The organism is Modicisalibacter luteus DSM 23508, from assembly GCF_000378505.1.
Lineage (GTDB): Bacteria > Pseudomonadota > Gammaproteobacteria > Pseudomonadales > Halomonadaceae > Modicisalibacter > Modicisalibacter luteus.
In genome coordinates, this window is record NZ_KB899997.1 from 119719 (window position 1) to 136610 (window position 16892).

Annotated in this window: 16 protein-coding genes; 5 read left to right on the forward strand and 11 right to left on the reverse strand. The window is 58.7% G+C overall.

The genetic code is table 11. The features are described 5' to 3' along the window. The first annotated feature begins 10 nt into the window (after nt 1-10). Nucleotides 11-2332, forward strand: coding sequence for a putative bifunctional diguanylate cyclase/phosphodiesterase (locus F568_RS0114225; RefSeq protein ID WP_156817443.1), 2322 nt, complete (start codon nt 11-13; stop codon nt 2330-2332). Nucleotides 2333-2359: 27 nt separating this feature from the next. On the opposite strand, the gene F568_RS0114230 is transcribed toward F568_RS0114225, so the two are convergent. Then, the gene (locus tag F568_RS0114230) at nt 2360-3154 is read right to left on the reverse strand and encodes a TraX family protein (RefSeq protein WP_019019416.1); all 795 of its coding nucleotides are present in this window, start codon (nt 3152-3154) and stop codon (nt 2360-2362) included. Nucleotides 3155-3326: 172 nt separating this feature from the next. Between F568_RS0114230 and F568_RS0114235 the strand changes: the two genes are divergently transcribed. Further along, a complete protein-coding gene (locus tag F568_RS0114235; RefSeq protein ID WP_019019417.1) occupies nt 3327-4052 on the forward strand; it encodes a type 1 glutamine amidotransferase in 726 nt (241 codons plus the stop codon). A 279-nt stretch (nt 4053-4331) separates the two neighbouring features. Beyond that, entirely contained in the window at nt 4332-4790 is a 459-nt protein-coding gene (gene cadR / locus F568_RS0114240) for a Cd(II)/Pb(II)-responsive transcriptional regulator (protein ID WP_019019418.1), read from the forward strand. Between the two features lie 83 nt (nt 4791-4873). On the opposite strand, the gene corA is transcribed toward cadR, so the two are convergent. The 10 genes from corA to F568_RS0114295 all read right to left on the reverse strand — a co-directional run bounded on the left by corA (nt 4874) and on the right by F568_RS0114295 (nt 14449). Continuing rightward, a complete protein-coding gene (corA, locus tag F568_RS0114245; protein WP_019019419.1) occupies nt 4874-5827 on the reverse strand; it encodes a magnesium/cobalt transporter CorA in 954 nt (317 codons plus the stop codon). 154 nt (nt 5828-5981) lie between these two features. Beyond that, nucleotides 5982-6752, reverse strand: a complete 771-nt coding sequence (locus F568_RS0114250) for an ABC transporter substrate-binding protein (RefSeq protein WP_019019420.1) — start codon at nt 6750-6752, stop codon at nt 5982-5984. A gap of 138 nt (nt 6753-6890) precedes the next feature. Next, a complete protein-coding gene (locus tag F568_RS0114255) occupies nt 6891-7619 on the reverse strand; it encodes an ABC transporter permease (protein ID WP_019019421.1) in 729 nt (242 codons plus the stop codon). Further along, entirely contained in the window at nt 7607-8323 is a 717-nt protein-coding gene (locus tag F568_RS0114260; protein WP_019019422.1) for an ABC transporter permease, read from the reverse strand. The genes F568_RS0114255 and F568_RS0114260 overlap by 13 nt, the downstream gene beginning before the upstream one ends. A 28-nt stretch (nt 8324-8351) precedes the next feature. Next, the gene (locus F568_RS0114265) at nt 8352-9122 is read right to left on the reverse strand and encodes an ABC transporter ATP-binding protein (RefSeq protein WP_019019423.1); all 771 of its coding nucleotides are present in this window, start codon (nt 9120-9122) and stop codon (nt 8352-8354) included. Nucleotides 9123-9447: 325 nt separating this feature from the next. Then, the gene (astE, locus tag F568_RS0114270) at nt 9448-10434 is read right to left on the reverse strand and encodes a succinylglutamate desuccinylase (protein ID WP_040476397.1); all 987 of its coding nucleotides are present in this window, start codon (nt 10432-10434) and stop codon (nt 9448-9450) included. Beyond that, nucleotides 10424-11242, reverse strand: a complete 819-nt coding sequence (locus F568_RS0114275; RefSeq protein ID WP_019019425.1) for a DUF1338 domain-containing protein — start codon at nt 11240-11242, stop codon at nt 10424-10426. Before F568_RS0114275 ends, astE begins: the two co-directional genes overlap by 11 nt. A 232-nt stretch (nt 11243-11474) precedes the next feature. Then, complete coding sequence (locus tag F568_RS0114280; protein WP_019019426.1) at nt 11475-12506, reverse strand: SMP-30/gluconolactonase/LRE family protein; 1032 nt, start codon at nt 12504-12506, stop codon at nt 11475-11477. Nucleotides 12507-12650: 144 nt separating this feature from the next. Next, entirely contained in the window at nt 12651-13223 is a 573-nt protein-coding gene (locus tag F568_RS0114285; protein ID WP_019019427.1) for a lipocalin family protein, read from the reverse strand. A gap of 149 nt (nt 13224-13372) precedes the next feature. Next, nucleotides 13373-14449 carry a tartrate dehydrogenase gene (locus F568_RS0114295; protein WP_019019429.1) on the reverse strand — a complete coding sequence of 359 codons (1077 nt, stop codon included), beginning with the start codon at nt 14447-14449 and terminating at the stop codon, nt 13373-13375. Between the two features lie 113 nt (nt 14450-14562). On the opposite strand from F568_RS0114295, the gene F568_RS22945 reads away from it, so the two are divergent. Then, the gene (locus F568_RS22945; protein WP_019019430.1) at nt 14563-15507 is read left to right on the forward strand and encodes a LysR family transcriptional regulator; all 945 of its coding nucleotides are present in this window, start codon (nt 14563-14565) and stop codon (nt 15505-15507) included. A gap of 48 nt (nt 15508-15555) precedes the next feature. Further along, complete coding sequence (locus tag F568_RS22950) at nt 15556-16866, forward strand: glycosyltransferase (protein WP_156817445.1); 1311 nt, start codon at nt 15556-15558, stop codon at nt 16864-16866. Nucleotides 16867-16892: the final 26 nt, after the last annotated feature.

The following is a 16892-nucleotide window of genomic DNA, read 5'->3' on the forward strand; positions in this document are numbered from 1 at the left end:
AGGGGGATGGATGTCGGGGTTTTTTGGGCGTTTCAACCCAGCAACGCTTTTTGCCAAAAGTCAGGAGCAGTTGCCTATCGTTCGTCGCGAACAAGTAAAGATGCTCTATGAGAGCTTCTGGCAACCGATGTTCGCCAGCATCGCATGTGCGTTGCTGCTGGTTTTCTTGATGTGGCCGGTCATTCCGCATGGCGTCCTGATCGGCTGGCTGTCGGCGATGTTAGGGGTCATGCTGCTGCGTCTTGTGCTGGTAATGAAGTTTCATCGCCGTGTTGCCAGCGTTCAGTCGAAGCATTACTGGTTAGGCTGGTTCGCCGTGGGCGCCTTTGCCGCCGGCGTGACCTGGGGGGCGGCTGGCACATTCTTGTTCTTTGCGGACCACTACGAGTACCAGGCAGCACTATCTGTCGTTATGGCGGGTATTGGAGCTGGAGCGGTGGCCACACTATCGTCGGTGTGGGGTGTTGCTGCCCTGTTCTTGATACCAGCCATCTTGCCATTGTTGCTGCAGTACCTGTTCATGGGTACACCGGTATCACTCTTCCTCTCGATCATGATGACGCTGTTTCTCGCACTGACTCTGGTCGTCAGCCGCCGTTTGAGCTTATTGATTACGGACAATGTCCGATTACGCGTCGAAGGGAGCGAACGGGAAAGCATCTTGCGTGAGAGCCGAAGCCGCTACCGCAGCATCTTTCACTCTGCCCCGCTGGGAATCCTGCATTTCAATGGCGATGGCAGAGTACTCGACTGCAACGACAAGTTCCTCGACATCATCGGTGGGCGCCGGGGAGGAGTGATAGGGCTGGATTTATGTCGCGATCTGGCCGACGACAACGTGATGAACGCTGTGACCAGCGCTCTGCGCGAGGGCAGTGGCTACTACGAGGGCGATTACGTCAGCCTCCATTCGGGACGGATGATTCCGTTACGTGGCTTCTTCAACGGGATTCGTGACGGCAACGGTGAGATTACCAGTGGCGTGGCGGTCATCGAGGACTTTACAGAGCGTAAGCGGGCTGAGGAGACCATCCATCACCAGGCCTACTACGATCCGCTGACCAACCTGCCTAACCGCCGCTTCCTGCTCGATCGACTCGGTACCGCCTATCGCGCTTACCAGCAGAGCGGTGAGCGCGGTGTCGTGCTGTTTCTCGATCTGGATCGCTTCAAGGCGGTCAATGACACGCTGGGCCATGCCATGGGGGATCGGTTGCTACGCGAGGTGGCGCAGCGCCTGACAGGCCTGCTCCGTCAGGGCGATGTGGCGGCGCGTCTCAGTGGTGATGAGTTCGTGGTGCTGGTTACCGGTCTGCCTGCCTGTGTCGATCGTGCGAACCAGGCGGCCATGGCGCTGGCGCGACGATTCTTGAATGCGCTTTCGACTCCTTACGAGTTGGCTGGCCGAACGCTGCGCGTGACGCCGAGTATCGGTATGGCGTTGTTTCCCGAAGGATCGAAGGATGCCGATGACCTGCTCAAGCATGCGGATACCGCAATGTATCAGGCCAAGACCCAAGGACGCTCCCGCGTTTGCTGTTATCAACCAAGCATGCAGCTCGAGGTGGAGCGTCGCCTGGCGCTGGAGAGCGACTTGCGCCGAGCCATTGAACAGAATCGGCTGAGTCTTCACTACCAGCCTCAAGTGGATGCCGAGGGCGGGATTGTCGGTGTCGAGGCATTGTTGCGTTGGAATCACGAGACCCGAGGCGGAGTATCGCCAGCGGAATTCATCCCCTTGGCGGAGGAAAGTGGGCTGATCATCGAACTGGGCGAGTGGGTCCTGCGAGAGGCCTGCCAATGCCTGCAACGCTTGGACGCCGATCGTCTGCCCCGGTTATCCATCAATGTCAGTCCACGCCATTTCAGCGAGCCCGATTTCGTGGCCTGTATCGAGCGGGCGGTGTCCGGCGCGCGGATCGCGCCTGAGCGATTGATGCTCGAACTGACCGAAGGGGTTCTCATCGATCATTTGCAGGATGCCGTGAACAAGATGCAGGAACTCAAGCGAATCGGCGTTGGCCTGGCCATCGATGATTTCGGAGTCGGCTATTCATCTCTGTCGTATCTCAGACGCCTGCCACTCGATGAACTCAAGATCGACCGCAGTTTCGTTCAGGATCTGGACGATACCAACGATGCGGCCATCGTCCAGACGATTATCGCCATCTCCCAGCATCTCGCGCTGGACGTGGTGGCCGAGGGGGTGGAAACGGATCAGCAACTGACCTTATTGATCGCCAGTGGCTGTTCGCGATTCCAGGGATACTACTTCCATCGACCGATGTCATTATCTGCGCTAGGCGAGGTATTGCTCGCGCCGCATTGCTAGTCATGGCTCCTGCCGTTGCGCCTGCGTTCACTCCATCAAGAGCAACAGCAGGGCGATGACTGCAAAATGTGCTGGATACCAGGCCAGCCACACCCGGCGCGGCATGGCATAACCGACCTGTGGAATACGGTTGGCCGCGCCAGCGGCAAGCAACAGCATCGCCAGGCAGGTCGCTACGGTAAACGACTTGGCCATGTCCGAGCTGTTGAGCAGGCCCGCATTGAGCAGTAGCGGCAGGGCGGAGCTGGCGGCCCATAAGCGTGACGTCAGCGTTTCGGCAGGCTGGGTCAATGCCTGGAAGGCGAGCATGTAAAACGGAATCATCAGCAAGCCCTGATGGCCATACTCCACCCAAGGACCGATGGTCAGCCAGGCCAATCCTGACAGGGCAATAAGCAGGGCCGTGATGTAGGGACTACGTAGCGTACCCGCCGCTGACTGTCGGGTAAGGTCGTATAGCCAGCTTCCCCAGAACATACCGAGCGCCAGAGTGAAACAGATATTCAGCTGAAAGTGATCGCGTGGCATGGCCAGGTAGGGCAATTGGGCCACCAGGCCGATGACCAGGATGCGACGTGCATAGCGCAATGGATTGCGCGTGTTGAACAATGCATGCCAGGCCACCATCGCAGCGAACAGAGGGAAGGCGATGCGACCGATGGACGAGCTCGCCCAGCCGATGTCCCAGTGATCGGGAAGCAGGTAGCGTGTGACGTGGTCCACCGTCATGGTAACCAGGGCCAGCCACTGGCCCCAACCTGTCCAGGCCGACGAGGGACGCTGGACTTCTTGAAAGGTGACACTCGGTGAAGCCAGGGGCATGGATCGCTCCGACATGTAGTGATAAGGCCGTGGAGCCCGTTTCGACGCTACGATAGCGTCCATGACCGCCGTGTGCTATCGATTCGGTGGCTATTGGGAGCTGTGCGGCATTTCAAAACGTTCCTCGGTATTGCGGGGAAGAGAGATTCAATGATTCATGAAGGAGAGATGCATGCGCATCGGTCTGCTGCAGTGCGATGATGTTGCCGAAGAGCTTCAGCCCCGGCACGGTAACTATCCCGATATGTTCGAGCGGCTGCTGAGTTCGGTCGACTCCTCGTTGACCTTTCAAACCTGGCGTTGCCATGACGGCGAGATCCCCACCGATACCGGAGCGGTGGATGCCTGGCTGATCACCGGATCCAAATTCGGGGTCAACGACGGAAGTGACTGGATCGAGGCACTCTGCAGTTTCGTACGTGAGCTTTGGCAAGCCGGCCGGCCACTGGTGGGGGTTTGCTTTGGGCATCAACTGATTGCCAGGGCGTTAGGCGGTGAGGTGGTCAAGAACGAGCGTGGCTGGGGCGTGGGCATGTCGTTCAATCGCGTGACGGAGCGTACCGCCTGGATGGAGCCCTGGCAGGAAGGACTCGACCTGGTGGTCAGTCATCAGGATCAGGTCAGGCAGTTGCCGGATCAGGCGAAAATCCTCGCCGTGAGCGACTTTTGCCCGATCTATCTGATGCAGGTCGGCGAGACGTTCCTGGGCATACAAGGTCATCCCGAGTTCACCAAGGCGTATTCGGCCGACCTGATGGAGCACAAGCGCGACGCCTTGCCCAGCAATCGCTTGCGCGAAGGGCTGATTTCGCTCGATGCACCAGTGGATGATCAGGTAATGGTGCGCTGGATGCTTAACTTCTTTAGGCAGGAGTTGAGTCGGCCGGCAGCGTCATAAAAAGGACGGCGGAACCGGCGAGCATGCCGGTTCCGCCGTTCAGGCGATGCGAGTAGATTTAAGGCAATGACTATGCCAGTTGCCTGTCTGTCCTTCCTTTCCCTGCCCATCGCGCCTGGGCATCTAGTTCCCAGTGATGGCGCGCATTGCGGTCCGTCCAGGCTCGGTCGGCAGATGGATAACCAGTGAATTGGCTCCTGAATTACACTTTGGAAGCCTTCCATAAGCCGGTAAGGTACGGGAGATGCACTCTCGTGGCACATCGGCAGGAGACGCATCATGAAGATCGGTGAACTGGCACGCCAGACTGGCTGCCAAGTGGAGACGATCCGTTACTACGAACGCGAGGGGCTGCTGCCCGAGCCGGCACGCAGCAGCAGTAACTATCGCGTCTATGGCGCAGCGCATGTTGAGCGCCTGACCTTCATTCGCCATTGCCGTGCGTTGGACATGGCGCTCGGTGAGATCCGTGAACTGCTGGCCCTGCGCGACCATCCCGAGCGCGATTGTGCTGCGGTAAATGAGCTGATCGACGAACATATTGGTCACGTCGAAGCCCGCCTTGTTCAACTGGCCAGCCTGCGCGATGCGCTTCTCGATTTGCGGGCGCGTTGCCGGGGCGAGGCAGAAACCGGTGCCTGCGGCATCCTTCGCGAACTGGCGCTGCCTGCCGAAGAGCAGGACAGCGGGGAGTTGCCGCCGCCGGTTCAGCATATTGGCGGCTCCCACTCCCATTAATAAATAACAAGATAGCTGAGCAGGTGAGCGTTCTTCGGCGACCTACAGCGCAGGGTAGTCCTGCTAATAACGTCTGGGCGCCTTTATAGCCAGTTCTTGTGTTTGAAATATAGATACGGCGAGACCCCCGCAGCAACCATTAACAGCAGGGCGAAGGGATAGCCGTAGGGCCACGACAGTTCCGGCATGTGCTCGAAGTTCATGCCGTAAATGCTGGCTACCAGGGTCGGCGGCAGGAAAACCACGGCAGCGATAGAGAAGATTTTGATGATCTGGTTTTGCTGGATGTTGATAAAGCCCTGGGTTGAATCCATCAAGAAGTTGATCTTGTCGAACAGAAAGGTGGTATGTGTCATCAGGGTCTCTACGTCGCGCATTATTTCGCGGGCGAGCTCCTGCAGTTCGCTATGCCCACGTAGCTGACGCATCAGGAAGGCCACCGAACGCTGGGTATCCATCAGGCACAGACGGATCTTGCCGTTACTATCTTCCAGCTTGGCCAGTTGATCGATCGCTTCCTCTAGGTCTGAGCCTTCTTCTTCGAGTACCAGATGGCTGACATCCTCCAGTCTGCGATGAATGTCTTCCAGGGTATCGGCCAGGTTCTCCACCTTCTGGTCGAAGATGGTCAGTGCCAGCGCCTGGGGGGAGTCGGCCTCGACCTGGCCGTAACGGGCACGCATGCGCAGCAGACGGAAGTCTGCTAGCTCGCAGTCGCGGAAGGTGATCAGGCGATCCGACTGGAGAATAAAGGCGACCGTAGTGTTGCCATGACGCCCTTCGCTGTGTGACAGGAAAAGCGAGTGCACGTGGATACCGTCGGCATCCACGAAATAGCGTGCCGAAGATTCGATTTCTTCTACATCCTCGCCAGCGGGCAGTTCGTCAGCGAGAAAGGCATTGAGCTGCTCGCGCTCTTCCTCGTCCGGCTCATGGGCGTCGATCCAGGTCGCCATGGAGAGCCGTTGCGGAAGCGACAGCGTTTCCCGGTTATCTTCCTTGATGGTGTGCCTTTCCAGCGTGAAGGTGCGAATCATGGGCGTCCCTGTTCCTATGTATCGTGGGGACAAGGTTAAGCCCTGACGGCGCATACGCCAACCGCTAGAAAATACAGGAAAAACCAGGCTGGTCAGGAAGGGGGCGGGCGCAGTTAAAAAGAAGCGCCCCGGAAACCCAGGGCGCGGAGGGGGGTTACTTCCTGTTGCTGAAGTACTTGTTGAAAATCTGGTCGTAGGTGCCGTTCTCTTTCAGCGTAGCGAGGGCTTCGTTGAACTTGCTGGCCAAGTCTTCGTCACGCTTGCGGAAGGCGATACCGAAACCGTCGCCGAAGTAGGACTTGGGCTCGGTGATCATGCTGCCGACGACCTTGTAGTTGCCGTCTTCGCTGTCGAGCAGGGTGGACTTGCCCACCGGGAAGTCGAGGAAAACGGCGTCGAGACGGCCCGCTTCCATATCCAGTACCATGTCGTCAGCCGTGGCGTAGCGATTGATGTCAGCCACGTCACCGTACATGTCGCTCACGTAATTATCCTGCAGGGTGCCGCGCTGCACACCGATGTTCTTGCCTTCCAGCGTTTCCTTGGCAGGCATGTCGATATTGCTGTCGGAAGGCACGAACCAGGCGGAAGGCGGAGTGAAGTACGGATCGGAGAACAACACCTGTTCACGGCGCTCTTCATTGATAGTCATCGAGGACATGATGGCGTCGTACTTGCGCGACATCAGGCCCGGGATGATGCCATCCCATCCCTGAACGATCCATTCGCACTCGATACCCATTTCTGCGCACAGGGCGTTGCCGAGCTCAATGTCGAAACCGGTCAGCTCACCCTCTGGAGTCCGGTACTCCATTGGCTCGTAGGGGACGTCGACGCCGAAACGTACGGTGTCGTAATCACGTGCCTGGGCGGTGCCGGCAATGAGAGCGGCGCTGAGCAGGGTAACGGTCAACAATTTATTCATAGTGAAACTATCCCTTTTGTTTTACGAATCGGCTCATGGCCAATGACCCGACCAAGGTAGCGTACCCAAGGTCATGTCGGAAGAAGAAAAAATACCGATTGATGACATTTTTCCAACGCTCGTTTTTGACGTTACGCCTCAGCTCTGTGGCTTGAGATGCGCCAGCATGCGCTTTTCGAGGTAGCGGAACAGATAGAGGATTGCGAACGTCAAGCACAGGTAGAGCAGAGCCACGAACAGGAACGCATCGAACGGGGCATAGTACCGTGCATAGACCAGGCGGGCGGCGCCGGTTAGATCCATGATCGTTACTACACTGGCGATGGCACTGGCATGCAGCATGAAGATTACTTCATTGCCGTAGGCCGGCAAAGCGCGACGAAAGGCGCTGGGCAGAATAATGCGCCGCATCATGAGTCCGCGAGACATGCCGTAGGCGCGTGCTGCTTCGATCTCGCCCTTTGACGTCGCCTTGATCGCGCCATGGAAGATTTCCGTTGTGTAGGCAGCAGTATTAAGCGTGAAAGCAATCAGGGCCGGATAGAACGGCTCCTCGAGGATCAGCCACAGCCAGGTGTCCTGAATGCCGTCGATGAAAACCACGCCGTAGTAGATGATATAGAGCTGGATCAGTAGCGGTGTGCCACGGAACACATAGGTGTAGAAAAAGATCGGCATCTTGATCCACTTGCGCCGTGAGCCACGAGCGATGGCCAGCGGGACAGCCATGACCAGGCCGATGACCAGCGACAGGAACACCAGTTGAACGGTGGTCGCCAAGCCCTCAGCGTAGTACTCCAGTGTCTGGGCGTTGAAGATGGTGTTGTCGGCCAGTAGGTTGGTGAACCAGGCACTTAATTGTTCCATTCGTCAGCCTCCCCGAATCCGACGTTGTAGTGCTTCTGCAGGCGCGCGAAGATCCACTCCGAGACGCTGGCGATTGCCAGATATATCAGCGCCACTGGAATCAGGAAGGTGAACGGCTCGTGGGTGGCCTTGGAAGCCTCGGCGGCTACGCGCACCATGTCGGTGAGTCCGATGATCGACACCAGCGCCGTGGTCTTGAGCAGCACCATCCAGTTGTTGGAGAGTCCGGGGAGGGCATGACGCATCATCTGCGGGAAGCGGATGCGCCGGAACATCAGCCCTTCGGACATGCCGTAGGCGCGGCCTGCCTCGATCTGGCCGCTATCCACGGCGAGAAAGGCGCCGCGGAACGTTTCACCCATGTAGGCGCCGAAGATTAGCGCGATGGTCACCACGCCCGCCACGAATTCGTTGATGTTGATGAATATATCGATACCGAACTGATCGTAGAGCCAATCGGTTACCATGTTGATGCCCATCTGCCCGCCAAAGAACAGCAGCAGCATCAATACCAGGTCCGGCACGCCGCGGATCACCGTGGTGTAGAGCGTACCGATACGATGAAGAATCCAGTTTCGTGACATCTTGGCACTAGCGGTGAGCAGGCCAAGGACGATGGCCAGCAACAACGACAACACTGCCAACTCGATGGTAACCAGGGCGCCTTCGAGAATGCGCGGGCCGTAGCCCTGCAGGTCGATCATGATTCTCTCCTGTCCTTTGACGGGCCCTTCAATGCTTGGGTGCCAGGAATTGCCTGAGGCGCTCGGAACGTGGGTTATTCAGTACCTCCCCGGGTGGGCCTGCCTCTTCCACTAGCCCTTGGTGCAGGTAGATCACTTGACTGGACACATCCCGGGCGAACGCCATCTCGTGGGTGACCACGATCATGGTGCGTCCTTCCTTGGCCAGATCGCGCATGACCTTGAGTACATCGCCGACCAGCTCCGGGTCGAGCGCCGAGGTTGGCTCATCGAACAGCATGACTTCCGGATCCATGGCTAGAGCGCGAGCGATGGCGCCACGCTGCTGCTGACCGCCTGACATTTGTACCGGGTAGTAGTCGGCGCGCTCCAGCAGACCGACGCGGTCGAGCAGGGCTCGGCCCTGTTCGATCGCTTCCTTGCGGGGCTTCTTGAGGACATGAATTGGCGCCTCGATGACATTCTCGAGCAGGGTCATGTGGGCCCAGAGGTTGAAGCCTTGGAAGACCATAGACAGCTTGGCGCGGATGCGCTCGACCTGCTTCCAGTCGGCGGGTTCGCGTCCGTGACGGGTTTCCTTGAAGCGGATTGGCTCGCCATGGACGATCAGCTCACCCTCGTTGGGCTGTTCGAGCAGGTTCATGCAGCGCAGGAACGTGCTCTTGCCGGAGCCCGAGGCGCCGATGAGCGTGATTACATCGCCCTGATGGGCTTGCAAGGACAGGCCCTTGAGGACCTCGTTATCTCCGAAGCGCTTTCGCAGATTTCGCACTTCGAGGGGTAAGGGCGTTTCGGCCATGAGTCGGGCTCCGGTGACTGGCTTGTCAGGTCACTACGAAATAGCGTTCTCAGGCCATGAATCGGTATGGGCCGACATGGCAGTGATGAACCGTCTCGTAAGCCACCTGTGCAGTGTTTCGATGCGTACTAACGCAGCGGGTTGCCGCAGAAAAGGCAGCGATTCTAGCAGGCGTTCGGTGCCGATTCAGAAAGGGTTGCCCACACAGGGGTACGACTTTGGTCTGATAACGTTTGGGGAAACATAGTATGATTCCTCTAATTTATTATAATGCTAAAGTTTTTTGTTCCATATGGTGCGCCAGTGAGAGCGCATGCGGCTAACGCTAATTCTGCGGTGTCGACGTGGTGCGTACCAACAGGGCGGCACGGGCGCCGAGTTCCACGTTGGCGTTAGGGAACACAACCGCCAATGGCTGCTCGGTGACGATGAACTCACCGGCCTTGGCATCGTAAGACAGCCGGGTTCCGACGGAAAATTCGCTGAAATTCGGCGTCTCGTCAGGAAAGCACAGCCGAAAGTCCTCGCTTTCGCGCATCAGCTCATGCTCAACCTTGAAGTATTTCAGTACATCGGGATCGTCACCGGGCGGTTCACGTCCTTCTATCAATGCTTCGAGCAATTGCCGCATGGGACGCAAGGCAGCGAGGTCATTCGCCCCGAACGGATGCACCTTGCCCAGCTCCATGGTGAACGCCTGGGCCTGATGGTAATGCTTCGAGTAGTGCGAAAATGTCCAGCTGTGCTGATGCTGATGCAGCACCGCCTGGATGCCGGCGGCCGAGAACCAGCGCCATTGCTCTGCCCGAGTGACGGTATCCGCGTAAGGGTCAACGGCGAAGCGTGGGTAGCGGCTGTCGCGAATGGCGGTGTGCAGGTCGTAATGCAGGCGCGGCTGGGGATGGCGCGCATAGAAAGCATCGACCGCCGCCATCAGCTCGCGGGCACGCTGTGGTTCGTTACCCGATGCTTTCAGGTCGCGTCGGAACAGGCGATTGAGGTTGGTCTCGCAGAAACGCTGTCCGGCACGGATCGAGGGCAGATTGCCGAGAATGATCAATGTTGGGGCGCCGAGACGTAGCAGGCCGGCTTCCAATCGTGCCAACAACTCTCCGACCAGCTCGATGGGGCCCGTCTCGTTGCCGTGAATGCCGGCGGAAACGATGACGGCGTGCGCCCGGGGATGAAGATCGTTGGGCGTCAGCTCGAGTATGCCTGGTCCGTGGATACGATAGCGGCCGAAGGGCAATCGCCCCTGCGTGGTTGCGGGCGATTCACCGTCCAGGGTCAGGCCGAGCCAATCAGCCAGCATGGCGTTCGCCTCGGACATTGGTGGACTCGAAGATCTTGTCGGCGCTAGCGGCTACGAAGCCCTGATAGAGTTTGCCGTCGACATCGCGGTAGCGCTTGGCAAACTCGTAGTAACACGTCGGAATCTCCTCGATCTGGCCACCGGCAAAGCTGAACTCGGCGCGGTCGGCCAATGTCGAGCCCTGTTCAAGCAGTACGTCCGGCGATCCCTTGATCCGCCCGCCTGAGGCATTGATGCCCAGGCCCAGCGACTCGATCTTGTCGAGCACCTTCTCGACGCTGTCGTAGGAATGAAAGTGATTGACACTGATGGTGAAGTGGTTGGCACGCAGGCCGATGATCGCTAGCCAAGCGGCGTATTCACTCTCCTCCATTAGGGCCTGGTAGTCCTCGAAGCTGGGGGGGGCCCATAGCCGGCCGGCCCATAGCACCTCGGGCGCCTGGACTCGTTCGGCATCGATCTGGCCTACGAGCCCGTCTATGATGCGCTGAGCGCTTGCCGAGAGCTCGTCACACTTGAGTTCGGAAAGGAAAACGCGCGGCTGGTCTGGGGACGGAGGCAGGTAGCCGTAGGCGCGCAATTTCTTGGCAGCGAAGTCGTAAGGCTCGTAGCGGGTGTAGCCTAGCGCCAGCAGGTGCGGTTCGAGATCAGCGAGAGTAATCGGCCCGCGATCGAATGTACGGAAGGCGACATGATCGTTGATGATGTTCTCGCCTGCGTCGACGAACGCATCATGAATGCGCTGGGCCTGAGGTGTCATCGCCGTATAGTCGTTCCACAGATTGTCGAAGAACTGATCGAGAGTCATTGGCACCTGCCTATTGTCCTGTTGTTTTCTTGGAAAGGTCCGCTGGCAGCATAATCGATGGCGGTAATAGGCGATTAGCTGCCTCGATAACTTTCTACCATCCGGACTCGGGCAGGGAGCGGCAAGGGGAAGCGTCGATGTAATGAAAATGGCAGGTGCGATAATGAAAACGCCGCTGCCACGAAACCGAGTGAGCTGGTCTCGTGGCAGCGGCGTTACCTCATGGCGGGAGTCAGGCGCCCTGGGTGTTGGTATACAGTGTGTAGATCGATTGGCTGGCGGTCATCAGTAGCTGGTTGCGATCCTCGCCAACGAAGCAGACATTCGAGCAGACCTCCGGAAGCAGGATGCGGCCCAGCAGGGTGCCGTCCGGGGAGAACACGGCCACGCCGTCAACGCCTTCTCCGCCTGACGCACTCGACCAGATGTTGCCGTGGACATCGCACGTCAGGCCGTCAAAGGTCGTGCTATTGCTGGTGACGATCTCCTGTCGGTTACTGACGCTCTTGCCATCCTCGGCCAGGGACCACTTGATGATGGCGGCTGGCTGATCGGGGAAGTGCGAAGGGGCGGTGTCACTGGCGTAGAAGGCCTTGCCATCCGGAGTCAACGCGATGCCGTTGGGCTTATGTATTTCGTCAGTCAGCAGGATGGGGTCATCGAGGCTGTCGTCGATATAGTAGATCGCTGGCTTGAGTTCCAGCTCGCGCTTGTGGCCTTCGTAATCGAAATGCGCCCCGTAGCCCGGATCGGTAAAGATAATCCCGCCCGTGGGCAGTGCCACCAGGTCGTTAGGCGCGTTGAGCGGCTTGCCCTGATATTGGCTGGCCAGCACCGTAGTGGTCCCGTCCCATTCGTAGCGAATCACCCGTGCCGGGTAATGCTCGCAGGAGACCAGGCGTCCATGATCGTCGAAGGTGTTGCCGTTGGAATGGCCTACCTTGTGGCGCAGCACGCTAACGTGTCCTGTAGCCTCGTCCCAGCGCATCTGAAGGGCTCGAGGGATGTCACTGAACACGGCATAGCGGCCCACGGCGTTCCAGGCCGGCCCTTCGAGCCATAATCCCCCAGTCCATTGGCGCTGAAGCGGGGCATTAAAAAGATAGTAATCACGAAAGCGCTCGTCGATGATCTTCCAAGCCTCGGACGGGTAGCGGTCCGGTGGCGAGGCGCTCATCGGGGTATGGGCGAACAGGGCAGGGGCGGTGCCGGCAGCGGCCAGAGCGGCCGTTGCTGACAGGAACTGTCGGCGTCCAAGCTTCATTTTTCTTCTACCTGTTTGTAAGTGATGTTGTGAACAGGGCGTAGACGGTGGTGAGCCTACCCAGAAAAATGTAGAAGCTTTAACGTTAAATGTTAAACATAGGCAGGGCACCTTTAGTCGAATAACGGCGCCCGTGGGGAATCTTTATCCGGCCTGGCGCTGGCCAGGGCAGATCGCAGGGCGTTGTTCGACACGGATCAGCGCGTCCACGGGAAACGCTAATTCCCGGGCCAAGCTGACCAGAGAACGGTAGGTACGTTCGTCCAGGCTGGGCTCGCGTGCCAGGATCCATAAGTAGTCACGGTCGGGGCCGGCTACCAGTGCATGACGATAATCCCCGTCGAGCTTCAGAATGTTGTAGCCGGCATAGAAAGGCCCAAAGAAGCTGACCTTGAGCCGGCCCACGTTGGGGTTTTCGGTAAAGTACGCCTTGCCCTCGGCAACCTCCCACTTGCCCTCTTCCAGGTTATAGCCACGATTAACGATGTTGATGCCGCCATCCTCACGACGACTATAGGTCGCCGTGACGCAGGACAGGCCTTTCTCGAAGCTATGCGGCAAACGGGCGATTTCGTACCAGCGCCCCAGATAATTCTCGAGCCTGAAATCAGCCACAGCCTGGGTACCGTCGGGAATGCCGGTACAACCGGCCAGAAACGAGAACGGCGCCAACCAGGTCAAGCGGGGAAACGTAGGCAACTGAGTGGCAATGGCCATGGCCGATATCCTTATCATTGTTAGATTACTCAGTGATAGGGGGATCGACAGCGAGTTGCAAGACGAAAATAGCAGAAAATTGATCTAGCTATTAATGAACAGCGTACTGTAACCGTACCGGCGGGCCAGCGGCCCGCCGGTACGTTTCGTTACGACTCGAGTGCTTCGGCGATCGCCTTGCCCAATGTCTGGGTGGTTCCCTGACCTTTCAGGTCGGGAGTGAGAGGCGCCTGCTCCGGGCCAGCGGCAAGCACATGCTCGATGGCGTTGACGATGGCCTTACTGGCCTCCTCGTGACCAAGATGCTCGAGCATCATGGCACCGCACCAGATTTGCCCGATGGGATTGGCGATCCCTTTGCCTGCGATGTCCGGCGCACTGCCGTGGACCGGTTCGAACAGGCTGGGATACTTGCCTTCCGGGTTGATATTGGCCGAGGGCGCCACGCCAATGGTACCGGTACAGGCCGGGCCAAGGTCGGAAAGGATGTCGCCGAACAGATTGCTGGCCACCACCACATCGAACCAGTCGGGATGCAGTACGAAGTTGGCGGTGAGGATGTCGATGTGAAACTGGTCGACGGTGATATCGGGGTAATGTTTGGCCATGGCCTTAACCCGCTCATCCCAGTAAGGCATGGTGATCGAAATGCCGTTGGACTTGGTCGCTGAGGTCAGCGAATGGCGCGGTCGCTTGGAGGCCAACTCGAACGCGTACTTGAGGACTCGGTCGATGCCGACACGGGTCATGACCGTGTCCTGGATGACCACCTCGCGCTCGGTGCCTTCGAACATCTTGCCGCCGACACTGGAGTATTCCCCTTCGGTATTCTCGCGCACGACGTAGAAGTCGATGTCACCGGGCTGGCGGTCGGCCAGTGGGCTTTTTATCCCGGGCATCAGGCGACATGGTCGCAGGTTGATGTACTGGTCGAAGGCGCGGCGGAACTGCAGCAGGGAGCCCCACAAGGAAATATGATCCGGGACCTTTTCAGGCCAGCCTACGGCACCGAAGAAGATGGCATCGAAAGACGACAGCGTATCGAACCAGTCATCCGGCAGCATCTGGCCGTGTTCGAGGTAATAGTCGCAACTGGCAAAGTCGAAGTGCTCGACTTCCAGTTCGATACCGAAGCGCTTGGCGGCGGCTTCCAGAACGCGCAAGCCTTCCGGCATGACTTCAGTTCCGATACCGTCTCCGGCGATGGCGGCGATGCGATGGGCCATGGCGTACTCCTTCTTGTTGGGCTGCAGGGATATCCAGAGTCTAGTCGCTGTCGTGCTTGGAATAATCAGGGTAGAATGCAAGTTATTGTTGCGTTGTAGTTGATAATAATTCCATGGCCAATATCGATGACCTGGCATTCTTTCAGCGCCTGGCTCACTGCGGCAGCCTGACGGCGACAGCCCGCGAGCTCGGTATCTCGCTGTCGGCTGTCAGCAAGCGCCTCAAGCAGATCGAGGCGCGGCTGGGCGTCGAATTGGCCAGCCGTACTACACGTCGCCTCACGTTGACCCCCGAGGGGGAACTCTACCGTGAACGTGGCGCTGCGATCCTTGACGAGATCGGCGAGTTGGAAGGTGCGCTGAGTGCCCAGCAGACCGTGCTTTCTGGACGCCTGCGTGTCAACGCGACCTTCGGGTTCGGACGCCGGCATATCGCGCCGTTGATTTCCTCGTTCACCCAACGCCATCCGCAGCTTGAGGTGCTCCTTGAGTTGACCAATTTTCCTCTCAACCTGGCGGATCATGGTTTCGATGTCGGTATCCGTGTCGGCCAGCCACCGGATTCTCGGTTGATTGCCCGGCGCATTCTGTATAATCGCCGCATCCTGTGTGCCGCCCCGGACTATGTCGCGCGCATGCCGACATTGGCCTCGCCTCAGGATCTCTCGGCGCACCAGTGCCTGTTGATTCGTGAAAATGACAGTGACTATGCGCTCTGGCGCTTCGTGAACGGAACTCATGAAGCCGGAGTCAAGGTATCAGGTCGGCTCGCCAGCAACGATGGTGAAGCGATTACGCTACTGGCGCTGGAAGGGCATGGCGTCATGCTGCGGTCGTGGTGGGACGTGTACCCCTATCTAAAGAGCGGGCAACTCGTCGAATTGCTGCCAGACTGGCAGGGTGTGGAGGCTGACTTCTATGCCGTCTATGACCAGCGTCGTCACCTGCCGGCCCGCTTACGTGCTTTCGTCGCTTATCTTGAGGAAGCCCTGCCCGGTCGCGTGCCATCGCCGCCGCAGCGTGCCGCCAACGGCCCTAAAGATATCGCGAGGGCGTGAAGCCAAGCGGTTGCTACGGTCATCTGCCACTGCCAAGGAGATATTGGCTTGAACATACTCATGTTTACCAATACGTATTGTCCCATCGTCGGCGGGGTCAGCGAGTCGGTCCAACGACTCAAGACCCGCTTGCAGGCGGAAGGACACAAGGTATTGGTTGTGGCGCCCAAGCTACGGGGCCAGCCGAAGCATGAGCCTGATGTAGTCCGTGTGGCGGCGGTACAGCACTTCAACGGCAGCGACTTTTCCTTGCCGGTACCGATCCCGGGACAACTCTACGAGGCTATCGAAGCCTTCGATCCCGATATCGTTCACTCGCACCATCCGTTCCTGCTTGGCGATACCGCGGCCCGGGCGGCGGAAACCTACGGTCTGCCCTTGGTCTTCACTCATCACACCCTTTATGAGCATTACACGCATTATGTGCCGGGCGATTCACCGCGCATGCAGCGCTTCGCGGTAGCGCTATCCACGGAATACACTCGCCTGTGCGACGCGGTGATAGCGCCCAGCGACAGCATTCGGGACCTGTTGTGCCTGCGTGGCGCCAATGAGGCCGTGCACGTAGTCCCCAGCGGTGTCGATACCCGGCGCTTTGCCCAGGGCGATGGCGCTGTCATTCGTCAACGCATGGGTATTCCCGACGATGCCTATGTCATTGGCCATGTCGGTCGTTTGGCACGTGAGAAGAACCTGCCATTTCTGACGGAAGCGGTGACTCAGTTTCTGAGCGAGCGGCCCCGCGCGCATTTCCTTGTCGTCGGTGACGGGGATGCGCGCATGGCCATGCATGAAACCGCCTTCTACTCCGGCGTAATCGACCGTATCCATTTCACCGGCAAGCTGCATGACCAGACCCTGATCGACGCCTACCATGCCATGGACGTATTCGCCTTTGCCTCGCACAGCGAAACCCAGGGCATGGTTTTGGTCGAGGCCATGGCAGCCGGCTTGCCCGTGGTGGCGGTGGAGGCCCCGGGCGTTCGTGAAGTGGTGAAAAGCGGACACAATGGCTACTTGCTGCCCGGCGATCACGCCCGGGCGCTGGCTGCAGCCTTGGCCAACCTGGACGATCAGGAACTTCGAGCAGGGCTGCGTAGCGGTGCATTGACGACCGCTCAAGCATTCGATGAATCTCGCTGTGCCGCGCGTTGCCTGGACGTCTACCGACAAGCGATCGCTGCTGGCGGCCCCGTAAGCCACGCCGATGAGGATGCCTGGGAGCGCATGCGCGGTCGCCTGGAGGCGGAGTGGCAGCTACTCCGCCACCGGGGACGAGTGCTGCGCTCGTTACTACAGGAAGAGCCGGTATACGGCCTGATGGCCAAGCCCGAAACGCCGGAAACCTCGCAAAAATAACGAGTTATATACATGCCCATTGCAGC